We start from the raw sequence: 17,318 nt of genomic DNA, 5'->3' as shown, positions 1-17,318 counted from the left end.
GATCCGGCGAAGTTCGGCGGTCAGCGCAGCTGGTAGCGCTTGAGCCTGCGGTACAGGGTGGCTCGCGAGATGCCGAGCCGCGCCGCGGTAGCCGCCCGGTCGCCACCGGTCTCGCGCAACGCGGCCAGCAGCACGCGGCGTTCGGCGGCCCGTACCTCGTCCAGCGCTTCGCGGACCGGCAGGTCGTGGACGTCGATCAGGGGCCCCGCCGCCCGGATACGGGCGGCGGCCAGGACCTGCCGCAGCTCGCGCACGTTCCCCGGCCAGTCGCTCGCCGCGAGTGCGGCAGCGGCACCGGGCGTGAGGGCCACGCCGTTTCCCAGCAAACTGGTACACAGCGCGGAAAACTCGCTCCGCCGCTCCCGCAGTGGCGGCACCGCCAGCACCACGGGGAAACCCTCATCGGCCCAGCGCCGCCCTCCCGGACCGTGCCGACGACACGGCAAGAAGCACCACCGATCAGCTCGGCGACCGCGACCCGCAACTCGGACGGCACATCGCCGATGTGCCCCAACAGCACGGGTTTCCGCCCGCGCAGCACCGCGTCGAGCGAACGCAGCCACCGCACCGGGTCCAGGTACGCGAGTGCGCCGTCGAACTCCGTGTACTCCCGCAACGCCATCCTGGCCTGGTACCGCTTGCCGCTGCCCCGCTCACCGGTGAGCAGGACCGGGTGGCCGCCCGCCAGCGCCCGCGACAGCTGCCGCCGGAAATCGCCCATCGGATCACCCGAAACCCAGGCAGGCTCACCGGAAGTGTCCGGCCGCAACGCGAGCACCGCCGCGAACTCCCCGCGTGGCTGGGGCACGGGTTCGACGTCGATCGTCACCGTCACCCCGGAGCTGAGCCGGACGCGGCCGCCACGAGACTCCTCGGCGAGGCGCCGCAGCAGTTCCTCGTCCGCCTCGTGCACGAGTGCACGCGCCCGCGTGCTCACCACGCACAACCGGCTGCTCACGCCGACCACCGGCCCGCGGTGCCGTCGCTGTGCGGCGGAGAACGCGTCGAAGAACTCGCGCTCCCCGTCCGTCCGGCTGGCCAGCAACTGCGCCTCGATGGACCGCCCGATCTCCGCGACGAGCGGCAGCAGTGCGGTGGTGGAGTACTCACGCAGGCAGTGCGCGCCCAGCGTGCCCACGTACCGCCTCGTGAACGGGTCACGGAGGATCACACCCGTCGTCGTGATGATCTCGGTGTCGGTGCGGAAGTGCTCGGTGCCGGAGATGATGAACGCCTGCTGGGTTTCGTGGGCGCAGCCGAGCCCGTTGGTGCCCATCAGCTCCTCCGCGAAACTCAGCCCCGGCCGCAGGTTCTGCCGGTGCACGCGCCCGGCCTCGGGGAAGTCGCCGACCACGACGGTGAGCAGCCGGCACGCCCGGTCGGCGAGGAAGCCCCACGAGCCGAGGTCGGCGATCTCGTCGGAAAGCCGGTCCATGATGGGCTGGGCGACGGCGGCGAGCCGGGTGCGAGGGCGGAAGTCGGCGTCGAAGACGTACTCGCGCGCCGCCGGGTCCACCCCGGCAAGCATCGAGCGGCGCCACGACGCGACCACCTCGGGCCGCACCTCGGGGTAGTCCGCGGGATCGACCGCGAACGGGTCGCGCGACAGCACGTCCAGCTTCGCCTCGCGGACCCGTGCCCACTCGGCCGACGTGCGCGGCACCGACGGCGCTGCCATCTACCCGACGTTACCGGCCGCGGCGACGCCGGAACGCCGGTTTCCGCCTGGCAAAAGGCTCAGGCCGCGACCGGTTTGCCCCGCAGGCCACGTGCCTTGGGCAGCACCTCGCGCGCGAACAGCTCCAGGCTGGCGTGCGCCTGGTCGTAGGGCATGCCGCCGAACGCCGGGGCCAGCGTCAGCTCGAAGTCACCGATCACGTCGCGGATCGCTTCGATCTGGCCGAGGATGCGCTCCGGGTTGCCCCACAAAGCGGTCGCGGCGTAGTCGTTCGCCGCCTTCTCCAGCCCGATCTCCCGGAAGTACGCCGCGTTGGCCGCATACCGTTCGTGGCCCTTGATGCCCGCGAAGTGCTCGCCCGCCATCTCGTAGTGCTCCACATTGGACATGAAGAACCGGTTGACGTACTCGAAGTGCCGCTCGCGCGCCAGTTCGTCGTCGGCGTGGCAGTACATGTTGACGTTCAAGGAGATGGGCGGCGCGGTCTCACCGTGCTCGGCCTCGTACAGCTCGCGGTAACGCGTGAACGTCGGCATCAGGTCGGGCACCGGCCGCACGATGAACGACATCAGGTGCGCCCGCAGTTTCGCCGCCATCACAACGGAATCCGGCGAACCCGCGACGCAGTACCGCCGGTCGAGGAACGACCCGCGCGGCCGGGGCCGCAGCTCGGCCCTCGGCTGCGGGTAGAACGGCCCGTCCCCCTCGATGAACCCGGTCTCCAGCGCCTCGAAGATCATCGGCGCGGCCTCGTCGAAGCGTTCGCGGGTCTCGTCGAGCGGGATGCGGAAGGGCACGTACTCGGTGCGTGACAGGCCGCGGCCGAAGCCCAGCAGCAACCGCCCGCCGGAGATCGTGTCGACCATCAGCGCCTTCTCCGCGACGCGCAGCGGGTCGTTCCACGGCAGGATCACCGCGGCGGTGCCGAGTTTGATCCGCGTCGTCCGCCCGGCGAGGTTCGCCAGCACGACGAAGTTGTCCGGGCAGGCGGAGTAGTCGGAGAAGTGGTGTTCGACGACCCACACCGCGTCGTAGCCGAGCCGGTCGGCCGCCACGGCGACGTCGAGTTCGCCGTCGTACATCTGCTGGTCGGTGAGGTCGGGGTGGAGCTTGCCGAAACCGAGGTTGATACCGATGCCGAGCACTACTGGTTCCTCCCTGCCGGAGACGGGATCACAGGCAGCCGGATGGCGCTGGGGTGGGGTGGGCCGAAGAAGACACGCTGGGTCGCGCGCACGAAGTCGGCCTCGGTGACCGCACCGGCGGGCTTGCCGCTGCCGGAGTTGCGGTCGAAGCACGGGAAGTTCGAACTGGCGATGTCGACGCGGATCCGGTGCCCCGCGCGGAAAACCAGGCTGGTGGCGCCGACGTCGATCACGTACTCGTGGACCTCGCCCGGCACGACGGGCCCCGGACTGTCCATTCCGGACCGATAGCGGGCGCGCACGACGCCATCGGCGACGTTGAGCGCCCGGCCGTCAGGGTGCACGTCGACGAGCTTGGCGGTGAAGTCGGTGTCCGCGGCGGAGGTCGAAGCGTGCAGCACGACCGTGAGTGGCCCGGTCACCTCGACGTCCTCGGTCAGCGCCGGGCTGGTGAAGCGGAGGATGTCCGTGCGCCCGTCGAGCGGCCTCTGGTCGCGTTGACCCGGCTGCCACGACAACCCGCCGTCCGGGCCGCCCGCCATCAGGATCGCGCCGCCGATCGTCGGCACCGGGTCGTGCGGGTCGTGGACGTACTCAGCCGAGCCCGCCTCGGGCAGCTCCCGGGAAAGCGTGCCTCCCGGGCCGAAGTACCAGGTCTGCCAGTCGGTGCGGGCCGGCGGCCACTCCTGTTCGGTGCGCCAGCCCGCGCCCATCACGTAGAGCCGCACCGGTGGCAGTGACGACGGCACCTCGTCGGCCTGTTCCCGCAGGAACCGCAGTTGCTGCTGTTCGAGCCCGATCGCCTGCGCACTGCCGCCGGGGTGGAGGACCTCGCCCGCGACACCGGACTGGTCGGCGTGGGACCACGGGCCGACGACCAGGTGCCCGCCCATCGCGGTGAAGTTGGCCAGCGTGCCGCGCAGGAACAGGTCGAACCAGCCGCCGACGTGCAGCGTCGGCAGGTCGCCCGGCGGGACGCGTAGCTGATGCCGTGCCAGTACGCCGGGTCGTCCTCGCGGTCGAGCCACGTGCGCCAGCTCGGCAGGAACTCGCTGATCCCGGGCCGGTCGGCGAGCGGGAGCGTGCGGTAGGCGGCGACGGGATCGGCCAGCAGCCGGCCGAGCGCGGGCGTGGGACCGCCGGCGAGCTGGGCCGCGGTGAGCAGGTGCCAGCCGACTGCCTGCCCGAGCTGGAAGGCGCCCTGCCGGTAGACCAGCCCGTCGCGGTAGTCGTCGGGTGTGACGGTGGGCGCGAGCGCGACGAGCCCGGGCGGCCGGTGCCCGCTCACCGCGAGCTGCGCCATGCCCAGGTAGGACATGCCGAACATCGCGATCCGGCCATCACACCACGGCTGCGCCACCAGCCACGCGAGCGTGTCGAGGCCGTCTGACGTCTCGTTCTCGAAGGTGCGCAGCTCCCCGTCCGACCGGCCGGTGCCGCGGCATTCCTGGACCAGCACGGAAAACCCGGCGTCCAACGCGGGCAGCACGGGCAGCGTGCGGGACATCGGTTCGGCGTAGGGCGTCCGGATGAGCAGCACCGGCCGCGCCCCGCCCGGAGCGCGGTGCAGCCGTCCCGCCAGACGCGCCCCGTCGCGCATCGGTACCCGGACCGACTCGACGACGTGGTTTTCGGTGCCCTCCAGCGTCCCGGTCATCCGGCTCCCTCCATCGGCCTGCCGGTTACGCTACGGACGCCGCGCCCCCGCCGGAGTCTCACTTCTGAGACCGGGACGCGGCGAGGGAGGACGGGAGATGACCGAGGCGCTGGTGCTGGGTGGTGGTGGGGTCGGCGGGATCGCCTGGCTCACCGGGCTGCTGACGGGGCTGGCCGAGGCGGGGCACGACGTCACCGGGGCCGACGTGCTCGTGGGCACGTCCGCGGGTTCCACCGTGGCGGCACAGCTCGGCAGCGGGCTGCCCCTGCCGCGGCTGTACGCGCGGCAGACCGAACCGGAGCTGCAGTCGGCCGAGATCATGGCCGAGGTGGACTTCGAGCGCTTCGGGCAGCAGATGGCGGAACTGCTCGGCGGCGCCACCGATCCCGCCGAAATCCGGCGCGCCATCGGGGGTTTCGCCCTGACCGCGGACACCGTGTCCGAGGCCGAGCGCCGCGCGGTCATCGAGTCGCGGCTGCCCTCGCACGAGTGGCCCTCCCGGACGCTCAAGATCGTCGCGATCGACGCGGAGACCGGCGAGCCCACCGTGTTCGACGGCACCTCGGGCGTGAGCCTCGTCGACGCCGTGGCCGCCAGCTGCGCCGTGCCCGGGGTGTGGCCGCCGGTGACGATCGGCGGGCGCCGGTACGTCGACGGCGGGGTGCGGTCCAACGCCAACGCGGACTACGCGGCCGGGGCGTCCCGGGTGCTGGTGCTCGCGCCGATGGGCGAGACGGAGCTGCTGCCGAGCGAAAAGCCGCTGGCCACTGCGGTCGGGGAGCTGCGCGCGGCCGGCGCGGAGGTCGCGGTCGTCGAGCCGGACGAAGCGTCGCGCGAAGCGGTGGGCACGAACCCGCTCGACCCCGCCACCCGGCGTCCCGCCGCGGAGGCGGGCCGGGCCCAGGGCCTGCGGCTCAAGCCCGACTACCGCTGAGGACTGGACCAGTTCGCGTTCCGGTGGGTAACTTCCCCCCGGACAAGCAGGACGAACAGGATCGGGGTGGTGGCCGTGGCCGACCGCGGGGTGTTCCGCCGCAAGCCCATCGAACAGATCGAGGCCGTCGAGACCGGCGGCCTGCAGCGGACGCTCGGGCTGTGGCAGCTGACGGCGATCGGGATCGGCGGGATCATCGGCGCCGGGATCTTCTCGCTGGCGGGCGCGGTCGCGCACGAGACCGCGGGACCCGCGGTGCTGATCTCGTTCCTCGTCGCCGGGATCGCCAGCGCGGCGGCGGCGTTCTCCTACGCCGAGTTCGCCGGGCTCATCCCCCGCGCCGGTTCCGCCTACACCTACGGCTACGCGGTGCTGGGCGAGCTGGTCGGCTGGTTCATCGGCTGGGACCTGCTGCTGGAGTACACGGCGATCGTCGCCGTGGTGGCGATCGGCATCTCGGGTTACTTCAACGACCTGCTGGGTTTCCTGCACGTCGAGCTGCCGCTGTGGATGTCCGGCGCACCGGGTACCGAACCGGAGGGCGTGCCGTCGGGGTCGTACAAGGTGGACCTGTTCGCGGTGGTGCTGTGCCTGCTGATCGCGTTCGTGCTCAACCTCGGCATGCGCTCGGCGGCGCGGTTCGAGACGCTGCTGGTGTACCTGAAGATCGCGCTGGTGCTGCTCGTCATCGTCGTCGGCGCGTTCCACGTCAAGACGGGGAACTGGGCGGACTTCTTCCCGTTCGGCATCGGCGGCGCCTTCACCGGTGCGGCGACGGTGTTCTTCGCCGTGTTCGGCTACGACGCGATGTCCACCGCCGCCGAGGAGTCACGCGACTCGCAGAAGCACATGCCCAAGGCGATCCTGTACTCGCTGGGCATCTCGATGGTGCTCTACGTGCTGGCGTGCCTGGTGCTCACCGGCATGGTCAACTACCGCGACATCGACGCTGAAAGCGCTTTCTCCAGCGCGTTCGCGTCGGTCGGGCTCAACGCGCTGGGCGCGGTGATCGCGGTCGGCGCGATACTCGGCATCCTCACCGTGTTGTTCACGTTCCTGCTCGGCGCCACCCGCGTCGGCTACTCGATGAGCCGCGACGGCCTGCTGCCGAAGTGGTTCTCCGGCACCCACCCCACGCGCCACGTGCCGACGCGCATGACGTGGGTGCTCGGCGTCGCCGCCGCGGTCATCGCCGGGCTGCTGCCGATCGCCGAGGCCGCCGAGCTGACCAACATCGGCATCCTGCTGGCGTTCGTGGTGGTGTGCGTCGCGGTGATCGTGCTGCGGTACCGGCGGCCGGACCTGCCGCGCACGTTCCGGACGCCGGGCATGCCCGTCGTCCCGGCGATCGGCGTGGTGTTCTCGCTCTGGCTCATCACGTTCCTCAAGCCGGAGACGTGGCTGCGGTTCGTGATCTGGTTCGCGATCGGGCTGGTGGTGTACTTCGCCTACTCGCGCCGGCATTCGGCGCTGGCGCGCGAAACGGACGTCACGCCACCAGCACCGTGACGCCGGGCAGGGCGCGGAACGGGGCCAGCTGCTCCTCGGTGGCCGACGAGTCGGTGATCAACGTCCACTCCGGCGGCAGCGGCGTCCACCAGTGCGAGCTGGCGCGGCCGAGCTTGCTCGCGTCGGCCAGCACGTAGACGGCCCCGGCCTGCTCGATCAACCGCCGCTTCACCGCGACCTGCTCGGCGCTCGCCTCGCACACACCGCGGTCGGCCGTGACGCCGTCGCCGCTGAGGAACACCGCGTCCGCGGTCAGCACGTCGAGCACCAGCTCGGTCAGCGGGCCGACGGTGCTCTGGCTGATGTGGCGCACCACGCCGCCGAGAGCGATCAGCTCGACGCCCTCGGCGTCGGCGAGTGCGTTGAGCGTCGTCAGCCCCGTCGAGGCGACGGTGATCCCCTGCCACGACGTGAGCCTTGCGGCGAGCGCGCCGACCGTGGTGCCCGCGTCGAAGAACAGCAGCTGCCCCGGCTTGATGTGCCGCTCGGCCTCGCGGGCGATGGCGGCCTTCTCCACCCCGCCGAGGGTTTCGCGCTCGTGCAGCGGTTGTTCCTCGCCGCCGGGCGCGAGCGCACCGCCGTAGGTGCGCACGATCTCGCCGGCCTCGGTCAGCACGGCGAGATCGCGGCGGATGGTGGACGCGGTGACGTCGAAGCGCACGGCGAGCTCGTCGACCCCGACCGGCCGGGTCCGCAGCAGGTCGCGGATCGCCTCCCGCCGCGTGCGCGCGTTCACGACGCCTTGTCCTCCTCCACCTCGGGTGCCAGCTCGACCGCCTGCCGCAGCGCTTCGAGCATGCTCGCCTCGTCCGCGGCGCCGGTGCCCGCGATGTCGAACGCCGTGCCGTGGTCGACGCTGGTCCTGATCACCGGCAGCCCGATCGTAATGTTGACGCCCGCGTCGAGCCCCAGCACCTTGACCGGGCCGTGGCCCTGGTCGTGGTACATCGCGACGACCAGGTCGAAGTCACCGCGCACGGCGCGGAAGAACACGGTGTCGGCGGGCAGCGGCCCGTCCACGTCGATGCCCTCGGCGCGGCACTCGGCGACGGCGGGCACGATCTTGTCCTCTTCCTCGCCGTGCCCGAACAGCCCGTTCTCCCCCGCGTGCGGGTTGATGCCGCACACGGCGATGTGCGGGCGCTCGATCCCGGACTTGCGCAGCGTCTCGTGCCCGCGGCGGATCGTGCGGGCGACCAGGCCCGGCTCGATCTTCGCGACGGCGTCCACGAGCCCGATGTGCGTGGTCACGTGCACCACGCGCAGCTTCGGCGCGGACAGCATCATCGACACCTCGGGCGTGCCGGTGAGCGCGGCGAGCAGCTCGGTGTGCCCGGGATAGCGGTGCCCGGCGGCGTGCAGCGCCTCCTTGTTGAGCGGCGCGGTGCAGATGGCGTGCACGCGGCCCGCGACGGCCAGCTCGGTGGCGGTCTTGACGAACTGGTACGCACCGTCGCCGGCGACCGGCGACAGCTCGCCGAAGGGCAGGTCCTCGGGGATCACGCCGAGGTCGAGGCAGTCGATGACGCCCGGCGTGTAGCCGCCGTCCTCGGGCGCCTCGACGGTCCGCACCTCCAGTGCCACACCGGTGATGCCGATCGCCTTGCGCAGCCGCGCGGCGTCGCCGACGACCAGCGGGCGGCAGGTGCGGTAGAGGTCGGCCGCGGCGAGTGCCTTGACCACGACCTCGGGGCCGACGCCGGCGGCGTCGCCCATGGTGATGGCGACGATGGGACGTCCCATGGGAATGCTTCTCCTTCTCCTCAGTGCGAAGCCGTGGCCGGAGCGTGCAGGGCGCGCCGGGCGTGCTCCAGGGTGTCCGGCGCGCCGAACGCGCCGGCCTTGGTGATCAGGGGCAGTCCGCCGAGCGCGGGGACGGCCGAGCGGACGACCCCGGGGGCGAGCTCGCCGAGCACGGCGAACCCGCGCACCCCGGCGGCGAGCAGCACGGCCCGCGCGGTCTCCCCGCCCGTCAGGACCAGCCCGGCCAGTGCGTGCCGCCGCTCGGTGACGTACCGGCCCGCGACGCTCGCCAGCGCCGAGGCGACCTCGGCGGCGTGCTTGCGTTCGACCGGGGCGCCGGGATCGGGCACCAGCAGCACGTCGCCCTCCACAGTGGACAGTTCCACGCCGGCGATGCTCTGCTCGGCGGGCCCGAAGGGCGCCTTGACCGCGACTGTGGTGACCTCACCGGACGCCATCAGCGCGGCCCGCTGCTCGCGGGCGAGCGCGGAGTAGCTGCCCAGCACCGTGAGCACGGAGCCGGGGGCGGCGGGCGGGAAGGACGGTGCGTGCAGCCCCCGCTTCCGGGCGGCGACGCGGGTGAGCCCAGCCGAGCCGACAAGCAGCACGTCCGGCCCGAGCGCCTCCCCCGCCGCGTGCAGGACCTCCAGATCCGCTTCCGTCACCGCGTCGGCGCACACCACGTCCGCCGCGGCGGAGCGGTAGGCCGCGACCACCGCCGACGGTCCACTTCGGACGACGTCCAGCGGGATCAGCGCCGTGCTCAGGCCACTCCCGGCGAACAGCTCGCGCAGATCGCCACGGACGGTGGTCCCGGCCCGCAGCACCCCGCCCGTCACCGTGCGACCGGTGTCGGGGAAGGCCGGAGCCAGCAGCGCCGTAGCCGACAGCTCCCGCAGCGCGGCGGCGATCTCGACGGCGATGTTGCCCCGCAGTGTCGAGTCGATCTTCTTGTACAGCGGGGCTCCCGCCGCGCTGCGCACGGCCGCGGCCACGGCACGGGCGGCGAACTCGGGGCTGCGGTGCCTGCTGTCGGTGTCGATGGCGACCACCTCGGTGTCCGGCAGCGCGGTGTCGAGCGCGACCGCGGCGTGCGGCCCGTAGGCGGCCGCCGCGTCCGCGGCACCGGTGAGGTCGTCGGCGACGATGACCAGCCGCTCGCTCACGACGACGTCCCTTCGGGCACCGGCTGCTCCTCCTTCTTCCTGGCCCTGGAAGCGAACCACGCGGTGGCGAACGGGACCAGCAGGGACGTGACCACCACCGAGGCCGCCACCAGGATCGTCGCCTGTGCCGCGGCGGCCTGGTACGCCGGGTTGGCCGCGGCGACGATCGCGGGCACGGCGGCGGCGTTGCCCGCAGTAGATGCGGCCGCGATCCCCGCAACGCCCGTGCCGCCGGTGAACTTGTCCGCGAGCAGCAGGACGGCTCCGGTCACGAGGAACACGAACACGCCCAGCCCGATGCCGAGCAGCCCGGCGCGCCACACGGACTTCAGGTCGATGCTCGACCCGAGCGCGAACGCGAAGAACGGGATGAGCACGGGCACCGCGCGGCCGAGCCACTCGCGCATCTGCGGGTCGAGGTTGCCCAGGAGCATGCCGACGAGCAGCGGCAGCACCGCGCCGACCAGCGTCTGCCACGGGAAGGCGGACAGGCCGGCCGCGCCCAGCGTGAGCATGGTGAGGAACGGGCCGGACTCGATGGTCATGATCGAGTAGGCGGCGACGTCCTTGCCCTTGCCGAACTGGCCCATCAGCGCCATGTACAGGCCGCCGTTGGTGTCGTTCATCGCGGCGACGACGGCGAGGGTGGACAGCCCGGCGAACGCGCCGGAGCTGATCGGCAGCTCGCCGAGCAGGCGGCCGAGGATGATGCCGACGACGACGGACACGGCCACCTTGGCCGCGAACAGCGCGCCGCCCTTCTTCAGGATGTAGGGGGTCGACCGGACCTCGATGCCCGCGCCCATGCAGACGTAGAAGACGGCGAGGATGGTCAGCGAGCCGGAGAACAGGGCTCCGGTGAACGAGCCGAAGAACTTTCCCGTGCCGGGGGCCACGGTGTAGAGCACCGCACCGATCAGCAGCGGGACGATCATCATCCCGCCGGGGATCGCTTCGATACGGCGCTTGATGGGAACCGCCACGACGCTCCTCCTTGAACGTGCGGAGCCCGGGACGGCGGCGCCCGGGCTGCGTTATGTGCGCAACTCTAAGCTTGATTGCGCACTTCGCGCAAATGTGATGCGCGCTACGCGCACCCTGGGATCGGTCGCCCTCAAGGGGTGCCCGCGGTGGTCGCGGCAGCCCTCGCCTGCGCGGGTGACCCCCGTTCAAGAGCACTCGTTCGGACCACCACCATCCCCCGCACCAGGGATTTCTTCCGGTCGGCACGGACTTCTTCACTCCCCGTGACGAGCGAAGGAGGCCGGGATCGCTCTAAAGAGGAAAGAGTGAGGGCGGTTGTCTACCAGAGCTGCACGTGCACGCGGCGCGTGCATTTACCCGTGCAGGTGCTGCTGGTAGCTTGCCTCCTGCAAGATGCACCTGAAGATCCAGCCCTTTCGGGAATGACGCGGACCGTGGGCCTCGCCAGATCGTTCCCCAGTTTCGCGGTGCGAAGGACGGCGAATTCGACGATGTGCTCCCCGGAGGCTACCCCGGTCGAAAACCGGCTGCTGAACCTCATCGACCGCGGCTACCGCTTCATCCACCCGCGTGACGACGGCGGAACGCTGGTCGCCGTGGTGGGCGTGCGGCCGCACGACGCGGTGATCGACGTGATCCGCCTGGACGCCGAGGACGACGCGACGGCCCTGCGCGTCCCCGCCGACGAGGACGACATCCTGACGCCGGAAAAGCCGCTGTGGAGCTGCCACGGCACGGCGCACGAGGTGCTGGACGAACTGCTCGCCCTCCCCGACGAGACCACGACCTCCCGCGGCTGACGGTCCCCGGCGATGCCACGGGGTCCAAGTCCTGGGCGGCGACGGTGGGCGCGCTCGTCGAACTGAAGTCGGCGACCGGATGGTTTTCGAGCCGGGCCGGGCCGGTCTGCTCGTCAATGTCCCGGGATGCTCCACGAGACACACCGACACCGAAGGCCGGCCCCCGCCCCACCCACCGCTGACGCGGGAGGCGAGCGCGGGGGCCGGTTGATCCCCCCGGATCAATTCAGTTGGACCACGGGTGTCCGAGGGGCAGCGAGTGGCGCCCCAGCGGCACACTGTTTGTCGCGATATCCCCCGGCGATCACACCGCCCGCAGCGTCCCCGAGCAGCAGCCAACCCACGTCTGCCCCAGCACGAGCCCGTTCTAGCGATCCCCCGCAGCGATCACACCGCCGAGGGCATCCGCCGGCAGCAAGCCATCCCGCCGCGCCCGCACCCGGCCGTGGGCAGTAAGTCGGGGCCCCGCTGGCACCGGTTCACCTTCGAATCAGCCAAGCCCGACAGTCAATACCGCTAAGTTAGTACGTTTTACCTGGTCAGGGCGTTACCGGAGGCTCTGTTCAGTCGTTCCCGCCGGTTAGGCGGTTCTCCACTTAAGACAGTCGCCGTTGCGGTTGAGGGGAATCTTCAATTGAGGCAACTGTTCTGTCGGGGTGTGACCGCTCTGTGGGCGACGCCTCCAAACGCCTCTGAGCTGCGGAAACTCGCCTAAACTTAGCGGTATTGGCCCGACAGTCACGGGACAACTTCGAACTGCCCCAAGGGAGTCGAACCGTGCCACGGATTTCCCACCGTCAAAGCGCTACCTTCGAAATGCCCCAACGGAATCGAGTCATGCCAGGGATTTCCGGCCGTCACCGCACCACCGTCGATGCGCCCCAGCGGCACCACACCATGCCACGGATTTCCGATCGTCACCGCACCACCATCGACGTGCCCCAACGGCACCACACCATGCCACGGATTTCCGATCGTCACCGCGCCACCGTCGATGCGCCCCAGCGGCACCAAACCGTGCCACGGATGTTCCAGCCTCACCGCGCATCCGGTGCCACCCAGAACCGAAACCGATCCCTGCGCAGCAAGCCCGTCAGCGCGAGCGAGCACGTACGATCCGCGCGGCAGCGCCTCATCGCTCACGAGCGCCGCTACGCCACCCGCGGCCAACGCGGTACCCGCGACCGCGAGCGCCACCATCGCCGTCTTCGCGCCCATCTCATTCCTCCCCTTTCGCCCTGGAATCCCGTACCGGACGCTAGTGGCACGGGCGGAGGGAGGACGTCCGTCGCGCTACGTATCCCGCGTAAGCAGATTTACGTATCTCGCGGTCAGTACCCGCGGTAACCGCCGCCGGAGCTGAGCGACTTCAGCCCGGGGTGGCTGTCGAACCCACCGTAGCGGGCGACGGTGTACCGCACTCCCGCGATGATGTTGTCCACGGGGTTGAAGATGTCGTCGTGGCCGGGCAGCTTGTACGCGTCGAACGTGAAGTCCGTGCACTGCATCAGACCCTTCGACGGATGTCCGGCGCGCGCGTTCGCGTCCCACCGGTTCACCGCCTCCGGATCGCCGTCGGACTCCTTGTCGATGACGGTGCGGATGGCCTCAATGTCCTCAATGGACACCGGGACGCCCTGCGCCTGCAGGATCCCGATCGCCTCGCCGATCCAGCGGGACAGACGGTCACCCGCAGGCGCGGGAGCGGCTTCGGCGGGAACCACGACCGGGGTCGCCACGGCCTCGAGTTCCGCGGCGCCCTCGGCGGGCTGCGGCGCGGGCTGCCCACCGCCCAGCGGAAGCACGGCGCCGACCTCACCGGGCGCGGTGACCGGCTCCGCCAGGTCGGCCATCGCCGCGAGCGGCAACGACACGGCGCCGGAGCCGCTGCCGGTGGCAGGTGCCGGGGCGGGGGAACCGCCAGGTCCGGCGAGCGCCAGCGGACTGGCCGTGCCCGCGACGGACAGGGCGAGCAACCCGGCGGACACCGCCGTCCGGGCACCGAGCCGCCCTGATGCCCGGTGGCGGGGTGCTGCGGAGAAGGGCAGGGCAATGCGTTTCGCGCGCACGTTCGCGCAGTGGTTTCCCACGGGGAAAGGGTCTCCTCGGGTCGGGGCATGATGCGCCGACCCGTCGGGGGCCAGGCCGGCTGGTCCACGGTCGGCGGGAAAACCGCAGATCACCGCTGGACCTGAGCCAGGTTACGAAACCAAAAACGAGATATCACGCGACGGTGACGATCGCCACACGTTTACCACGTTTGCGCAATTCCCTTTGTGGGCACGAAATCCCTGCTCAGCCCTGTTTCTTCACACTCCGTGAAACCCTTGCTACTCCGCATCCAGCACGCGAATGACATCCCTGTAATTCCGCGAAACCCTCCCTAAAACACCACCAACGCCACCTCGGCCGTCGCTGTCACACCACCTCCCTCGCGCGCCCGGATAGCCTCTCCGGATCACCGGACCTGACGGCCCCTGGAACAACGTTCACCCCTCTACCCGATACCCTCCTCCGCCCCTCTCGTATGAGCCCGCGAAACCACTCGGCCCACCGTGGATCAGCCTCCGGGCAGCGTGTACCCGAGCGCGATGTCGAGCGTCGTGGCGAAGGTCAGGTACATCAGCCACAGCCCGGTGATCACGTGGAAGAACCCCAGCATCCGCTCGGCGGGGTTGCTGCTTTCGTCGCCCCGGCGGCCGCCGATCCGGAAACTGGCGAAGAGCTCGCTGACGTAGACCGCGGTCAGCCCGGAGAACAACAGCCCGACCGGCCAGGCGCCCGCCGAGAAGAACACGACCACGCCCAGCACCGAGATGATCGTGAACGCGATCGCCATCAGCCCGGTGGGCCGGACGTCGTTGCCCTGATAACGGTTCCAGCCCAATGCGAACCAGTGGATGCCGTAGGCGGAAAACGCCAGCGCGGCCATGTACAAGGCCGGTTCCCGCAGCGATCCGAACCACGTCAGCGCCGCGAACAGGTAGACCCCGGTGACGAACTGGCAGAACCCGGGCAGCCAGATGCCCCAGACGCCGGTGGCCCTGTCCACCGCCGGACCGCGTGGCGGCGCGCGGAACAGCTCCTGCGGACCGTAGATGAGATACCCGGTGCCCAGGCCGAAGAAGCCCAGCACCACCGGAACGAACGCACTTGTGTGGAACTGGATGCCCACGGCGACCTCGCTTTCCCGTTCTTTCTCGCCAGCATGGGAGCGTTCTTGCGGGAACGCAAACGTCGTATCCGCTCGAACGGATGAAAACACCCCGTTTTAAGTGGACTACGCCCGGAAAACACCCCGATCCAGCTACGACTTTTGGCTAGTTACGCGGAACCGATCAACACGGTACGGTCGGTTTAGAACGTCAGAGCGGACTGGAGGGCGCGATGACAGCAAAGGTGGTGGCGGTGGACGTCACCGACGTCCGGTTTCCCACGTCGCGGGAACTCGACGGTTCGGACGCGATGAACGAGGCGCCGGACTATTCGGCCGCGTACGTCGTGCTGCGGACCGACGACGCGGCGCTGCCCGAGGGCCACGGGTTCACGTTCACGATCGGCCGCGGCACCGAGCTGGCCGTGCGGGCCGCCCAGCTCGTGGGCGAGCGCCTACGCGGGATGACGGTGGCGGAACTCGTCGGCGATCTCGGCGGGCTGTGGCGGCACCTCACAGGTGACAGCCAGCTGCGCTGGCTCGGTCCGGACAAGGGCGTGATCCACCTCGGCACGGCCGCCGTGGTGAACGCGGTGTGGGACCTGGCGGCGAAGCTCGCGGGGCAACCGTTGTGGCGGTACCTGGCGGGGTTCTCGCCGCAGCAGCTGGTCGACGTGGTCGACTGGCGGTACCTCCGGGACGCGTTGACGCCCGAAGCGGCGCTGGAGTTGCTCGCCCGGCAGGAGCCCGGGCGCGCGAGCCGTATCGAACACCTGCTGCGGCACGGCTACCCGGCGTACACCACCAGTGCGGGTTGGCTCGGCTACGACGACGCGAAACTGCGGCGCCTGTGCCAGGAGGCGGTCGACGCGGGCTGGGACGCGATCAAGCTGAAGGTGGGCGCCGATCTCGAAGCGGACCGGCGCCGGTGTGCCATCGCCCGCTCCGTACTGGGCCCGGAGCGGCGGCTGATGATCGACGCCAACCAGGTGCTCGGGGTCGAGGAGGCGGTCGCGTGGTTCCGTGAGCTGGCCGAGTTCGACGTGTACTGGTTCGAAGAGCCGACGAGCCCCGACGACGTGCTCGGGCACGCGGCGATCGCCGCCCGGATCTCGCCGACGCTCGTCGCGACCGGCGAGCACACGCAGAACGCCGTGGTGTTCAAGCAGTTGTTCCAGGCGAAGGCGCTCGGCGTGTGCCAGCTCGACGCGTGCCGCGTCGGCGGCGTCAACGAGGCGGTGGCCGTCCTACTGCTCGCGGCGGCGCACGGCGTGCCGGTGTGCCCGCACGCGGGTGGCGTCGGCCTGTGTGAGCTCGTGCAGCACCTGGCGATGTTCGATTTCGTCGCGGTCAGTGGCTCGATGGAGGGCAGGATGATCGAGTACGTGGACCACCTGCACGAGCACTTCGTCGATCCGGTGCGGATGCGCGGTTCTCGTTACCTGGCGCCCACGGCTCCGGGTTACAGCGCCCGCATGCGTCCGGAATCCCTTGCGGCACACCGCTTTCCGGACGGCCCGGTATGGGCGTATACCGCACAACCGGCTGCCACAACGGAAGGGAGGGGGCGATGACAGGTCACCCGGCTGGTGCGTGACGCGAGCGACGAGGTCCGCCGGTTCGTCCTCGACATGGCGGATTGCGTCCTTGCTCCCCAAGGGAGCACGTTCGGCTCCCTGCTCCCCTGGCGATCGTGAAGCGGTGTTCACCTCTAGGCGGCGCGATTGCGCGGTACACGACGGTCAAGAACGTCAACTCCCACAACATCAAGGACGAGAATCCGCTGCACTCAGCGCGCAAGCGAAGACCGTCAGCAGGGCTTGCACAGTGGGGCGGCGGATCACGCGGGGGACGACCGCCTTACCCACTGGCGGACAGCTCATATGGGTGGTTCGAGAACCGGTACAGACGAACCCCCGCGGGCGGGGCAGCGCCACCTTGCTCGCCTGACGGCGTTACGGTGACTGCCGGACAGCTCGGAGGAGCTGGTTGGGAAGCCGGCACAGGAGGAGGTGGCGTGACCGCGACGGCAGCGCTGGCCGGGGTGGTGGGTCTCTGGCTGGGGATGGTGGTGGCGATCTCGTTCCTCGAGGCGCCGCTGAAGTTCCGGGCGCCAGACGTGACCGTCCGAATAGGACTCGGCATCGGACGGCTCGTGTTCCGTGCCCTCAACGCGGTTGAGACCGTACTCGCCGTGGTGGTCGTGGTGACGCTGATCGCGGGCCACGTGCCGGGGCCGGTTCTGGGGACGGCAGTGGCGGCCGTCGGCGTGCTGGCACTGCAACTGGTGGCGATCCGGCCCGTGCTCAACCGGCGGTCCGACCGGGTGCTCGCAGGGGAAGACCCGCCGCGGTCGCGGGCGCACCTGGGCTACGTGGGCACGGAGGTGGTGAAGGTCGCGCTCCTGCTGGCCGCGGGAGTACTGGCGTTGTCCGGCCTGTAGGGCCGTCGGGCTGCCCGCCGCCCGTCGGCTGATGCCGCCTAGCTGTGGTGTCCAGGGAGGTTGGTCAGGCGGGTGATCGGGGGTTTGCCGCTGGTTGCGCTGTGG

General features: G+C 70.6%; 16 protein-coding genes and 1 pseudogene. 5 read left to right on the top strand and 12 right to left on the bottom strand.

Annotated elements, in window-relative coordinates:
• Positions 1-20: 20 nt before the first annotated feature.
• The 5 genes and pseudogenes from ABFX51_RS14865 to ABFX51_RS14845 all read right to left on the bottom strand — a co-directional run.
• Positions 21-311: a helix-turn-helix domain-containing protein gene (locus tag ABFX51_RS14865; RefSeq protein WP_487046920.1), complete on the bottom strand. Its 291-nt coding sequence runs from the start codon at positions 309-311 to the stop codon at positions 21-23.
• Entirely contained in the window at positions 197-1,678 is a 1,482-nt protein-coding gene (locus ABFX51_RS14860; protein WP_346054019.1) for a hypothetical protein, read from the bottom strand. Before ABFX51_RS14860 ends, ABFX51_RS14865 begins: the two co-directional genes overlap by 115 nt.
• 59 nt (positions 1,679-1,737) lie before the next feature.
• The gene (locus tag ABFX51_RS14855) at positions 1,738-2,823 is read right to left on the bottom strand and encodes an LLM class flavin-dependent oxidoreductase (protein ID WP_346054018.1); all 1,086 of its coding nucleotides are present in this window, start codon (positions 2,821-2,823) and stop codon (positions 1,738-1,740) included.
• Complete coding sequence (locus ABFX51_RS14850) at positions 2,823-3,851, bottom strand: CocE/NonD family hydrolase (RefSeq protein WP_346054017.1); 1,029 nt, start codon at positions 3,849-3,851, stop codon at positions 2,823-2,825. Before ABFX51_RS14850 ends, ABFX51_RS14855 begins: the two co-directional genes overlap by 1 nt.
• Positions 3,852-3,853: 2 nt before the next feature.
• Positions 3,854-4,423: pseudogene (locus ABFX51_RS14845) on the bottom strand (CocE/NonD family hydrolase); the annotation flags it as partial.
• A gap of 154 nt (positions 4,424-4,577) precedes the next feature.
• On the opposite strand from ABFX51_RS14845, the gene ABFX51_RS14840 reads away from it, so the two are divergent.
• Entirely contained in the window at positions 4,578-5,414 is an 837-nt protein-coding gene (locus ABFX51_RS14840) for a patatin-like phospholipase family protein (RefSeq protein ID WP_091505362.1), read from the top strand.
• Positions 5,415-5,489: 75 nt separating this feature from the next.
• Entirely contained in the window at positions 5,490-6,923 is a 1,434-nt protein-coding gene (locus ABFX51_RS14835; RefSeq protein WP_091505625.1) for an amino acid permease, read from the top strand.
• On the opposite strand, the gene ABFX51_RS14830 is transcribed toward ABFX51_RS14835, so the two are convergent.
• Genes ABFX51_RS14830 through ABFX51_RS14815 form a run of 4 tightly spaced genes read right to left on the bottom strand, consistent with a single transcriptional unit; the run spans position 6,904 to position 10,815 of the window.
• The gene (locus ABFX51_RS14830) at positions 6,904-7,659 is read right to left on the bottom strand and encodes a DeoR/GlpR family DNA-binding transcription regulator (protein ID WP_091505363.1); all 756 of its coding nucleotides are present in this window, start codon (positions 7,657-7,659) and stop codon (positions 6,904-6,906) included. The genes ABFX51_RS14835 and ABFX51_RS14830 overlap by 20 nt on opposite strands.
• Positions 7,656-8,666, bottom strand: coding sequence for a 4-hydroxythreonine-4-phosphate dehydrogenase PdxA (gene pdxA / locus ABFX51_RS14825; protein WP_091505364.1), 1,011 nt, complete (start codon positions 8,664-8,666; stop codon positions 7,656-7,658). Before pdxA ends, ABFX51_RS14830 begins: the two co-directional genes overlap by 4 nt.
• A gap of 20 nt (positions 8,667-8,686) precedes the next feature.
• The gene (locus ABFX51_RS14820; RefSeq protein ID WP_177228615.1) at positions 8,687-9,832 is read right to left on the bottom strand and encodes a four-carbon acid sugar kinase family protein; all 1,146 of its coding nucleotides are present in this window, start codon (positions 9,830-9,832) and stop codon (positions 8,687-8,689) included.
• Positions 9,829-10,815: a 2-keto-3-deoxygluconate permease gene (locus ABFX51_RS14815; RefSeq protein ID WP_091505366.1), complete on the bottom strand. Its 987-nt coding sequence runs from the start codon at positions 10,813-10,815 to the stop codon at positions 9,829-9,831. Before ABFX51_RS14815 ends, ABFX51_RS14820 begins: the two co-directional genes overlap by 4 nt.
• Positions 10,816-11,238: 423 nt before the next feature.
• Between ABFX51_RS14815 and ABFX51_RS14810 the strand changes: the two genes are divergently transcribed.
• Positions 11,239-11,616, top strand: a complete 378-nt coding sequence (locus tag ABFX51_RS14810) for a hypothetical protein (RefSeq protein ID WP_346054016.1) — start codon at positions 11,239-11,241, stop codon at positions 11,614-11,616.
• Between the two features lie 738 nt (positions 11,617-12,354).
• On the opposite strand, the gene ABFX51_RS14805 is transcribed toward ABFX51_RS14810, so the two are convergent.
• The 3 genes from ABFX51_RS14805 to ABFX51_RS14795 form a co-directional block, all read right to left on the bottom strand.
• Positions 12,355-12,834 (bottom strand): hypothetical protein, encoded by a 480-nt coding sequence (locus tag ABFX51_RS14805; RefSeq protein WP_346054015.1) that lies wholly within the window; start codon positions 12,832-12,834, stop codon positions 12,355-12,357.
• A gap of 113 nt (positions 12,835-12,947) precedes the next feature.
• A complete protein-coding gene (locus ABFX51_RS14800; RefSeq protein WP_346054014.1) occupies positions 12,948-13,706 on the bottom strand; it encodes a transglycosylase SLT domain-containing protein in 759 nt (252 codons plus the stop codon).
• A gap of 470 nt (positions 13,707-14,176) precedes the next feature.
• Positions 14,177-14,791, bottom strand: coding sequence for a hypothetical protein (locus tag ABFX51_RS14795; protein ID WP_346054013.1), 615 nt, complete (start codon positions 14,789-14,791; stop codon positions 14,177-14,179).
• 212 nt (positions 14,792-15,003) lie between these two features.
• Between ABFX51_RS14795 and ABFX51_RS14790 the strand changes: the two genes are divergently transcribed.
• Positions 15,004-16,344, top strand: a complete 1,341-nt coding sequence (locus tag ABFX51_RS14790; RefSeq protein WP_346054012.1) for an enolase C-terminal domain-like protein — start codon at positions 15,004-15,006, stop codon at positions 16,342-16,344.
• A gap of 491 nt (positions 16,345-16,835) precedes the next feature.
• Positions 16,836-17,213, top strand: coding sequence for a hypothetical protein (locus ABFX51_RS14785; protein WP_346054092.1), 378 nt, complete (start codon positions 16,836-16,838; stop codon positions 17,211-17,213).
• Positions 17,214-17,318 lie beyond the last annotated feature (105 nt).

Origin of the sequence: Amycolatopsis dongchuanensis, from assembly GCF_039542405.1 — a bacterium.
GTDB classification, from domain to species: Bacteria; Actinomycetota; Actinomycetes; order Mycobacteriales; family Pseudonocardiaceae; genus Amycolatopsis_E; species Amycolatopsis_E sacchari.
Note: the sequence above shows the minus strand (reverse complement) of the source record. Positions and strands in the feature narration are given on the sequence as shown.

Bases quoted from the DNA above. Each gene is read 5' to 3' on its own strand.
- ABFX51_RS14860 (WP_346054019.1), bottom strand. From the start codon at position 1,678: ATGGCAGCGCCGTCGGTGCCGCGCACGTCGGCCGAGTGGGCACGGGTC.
- ABFX51_RS14785 (WP_346054092.1), top strand. From the start codon at position 16,836: ATGGTGGTGGCGATCTCGTTCCTCGAGGCGCCGCTGAAGTTCCGGGCG.
- ABFX51_RS14810 (WP_346054016.1), top strand. From the start codon at position 11,239: ATGACGCGGACCGTGGGCCTCGCCAGATCGTTCCCCAGTTTCGCGGTG.
- ABFX51_RS14840 (WP_091505362.1), top strand. From the start codon at position 4,578: ATGACCGAGGCGCTGGTGCTGGGTGGTGGTGGGGTCGGCGGGATCGCC.
- ABFX51_RS14805 (WP_346054015.1), bottom strand. From the start codon at position 12,834: ATGGGCGCGAAGACGGCGATGGTGGCGCTCGCGGTCGCGGGTACCGCG.
- pdxA (WP_091505364.1), bottom strand. From the start codon at position 8,666: ATGGGACGTCCCATCGTCGCCATCACCATGGGCGACGCCGCCGGCGTC.
- ABFX51_RS14790 (WP_346054012.1), top strand. From the start codon at position 15,004: ATGACAGCAAAGGTGGTGGCGGTGGACGTCACCGACGTCCGGTTTCCC.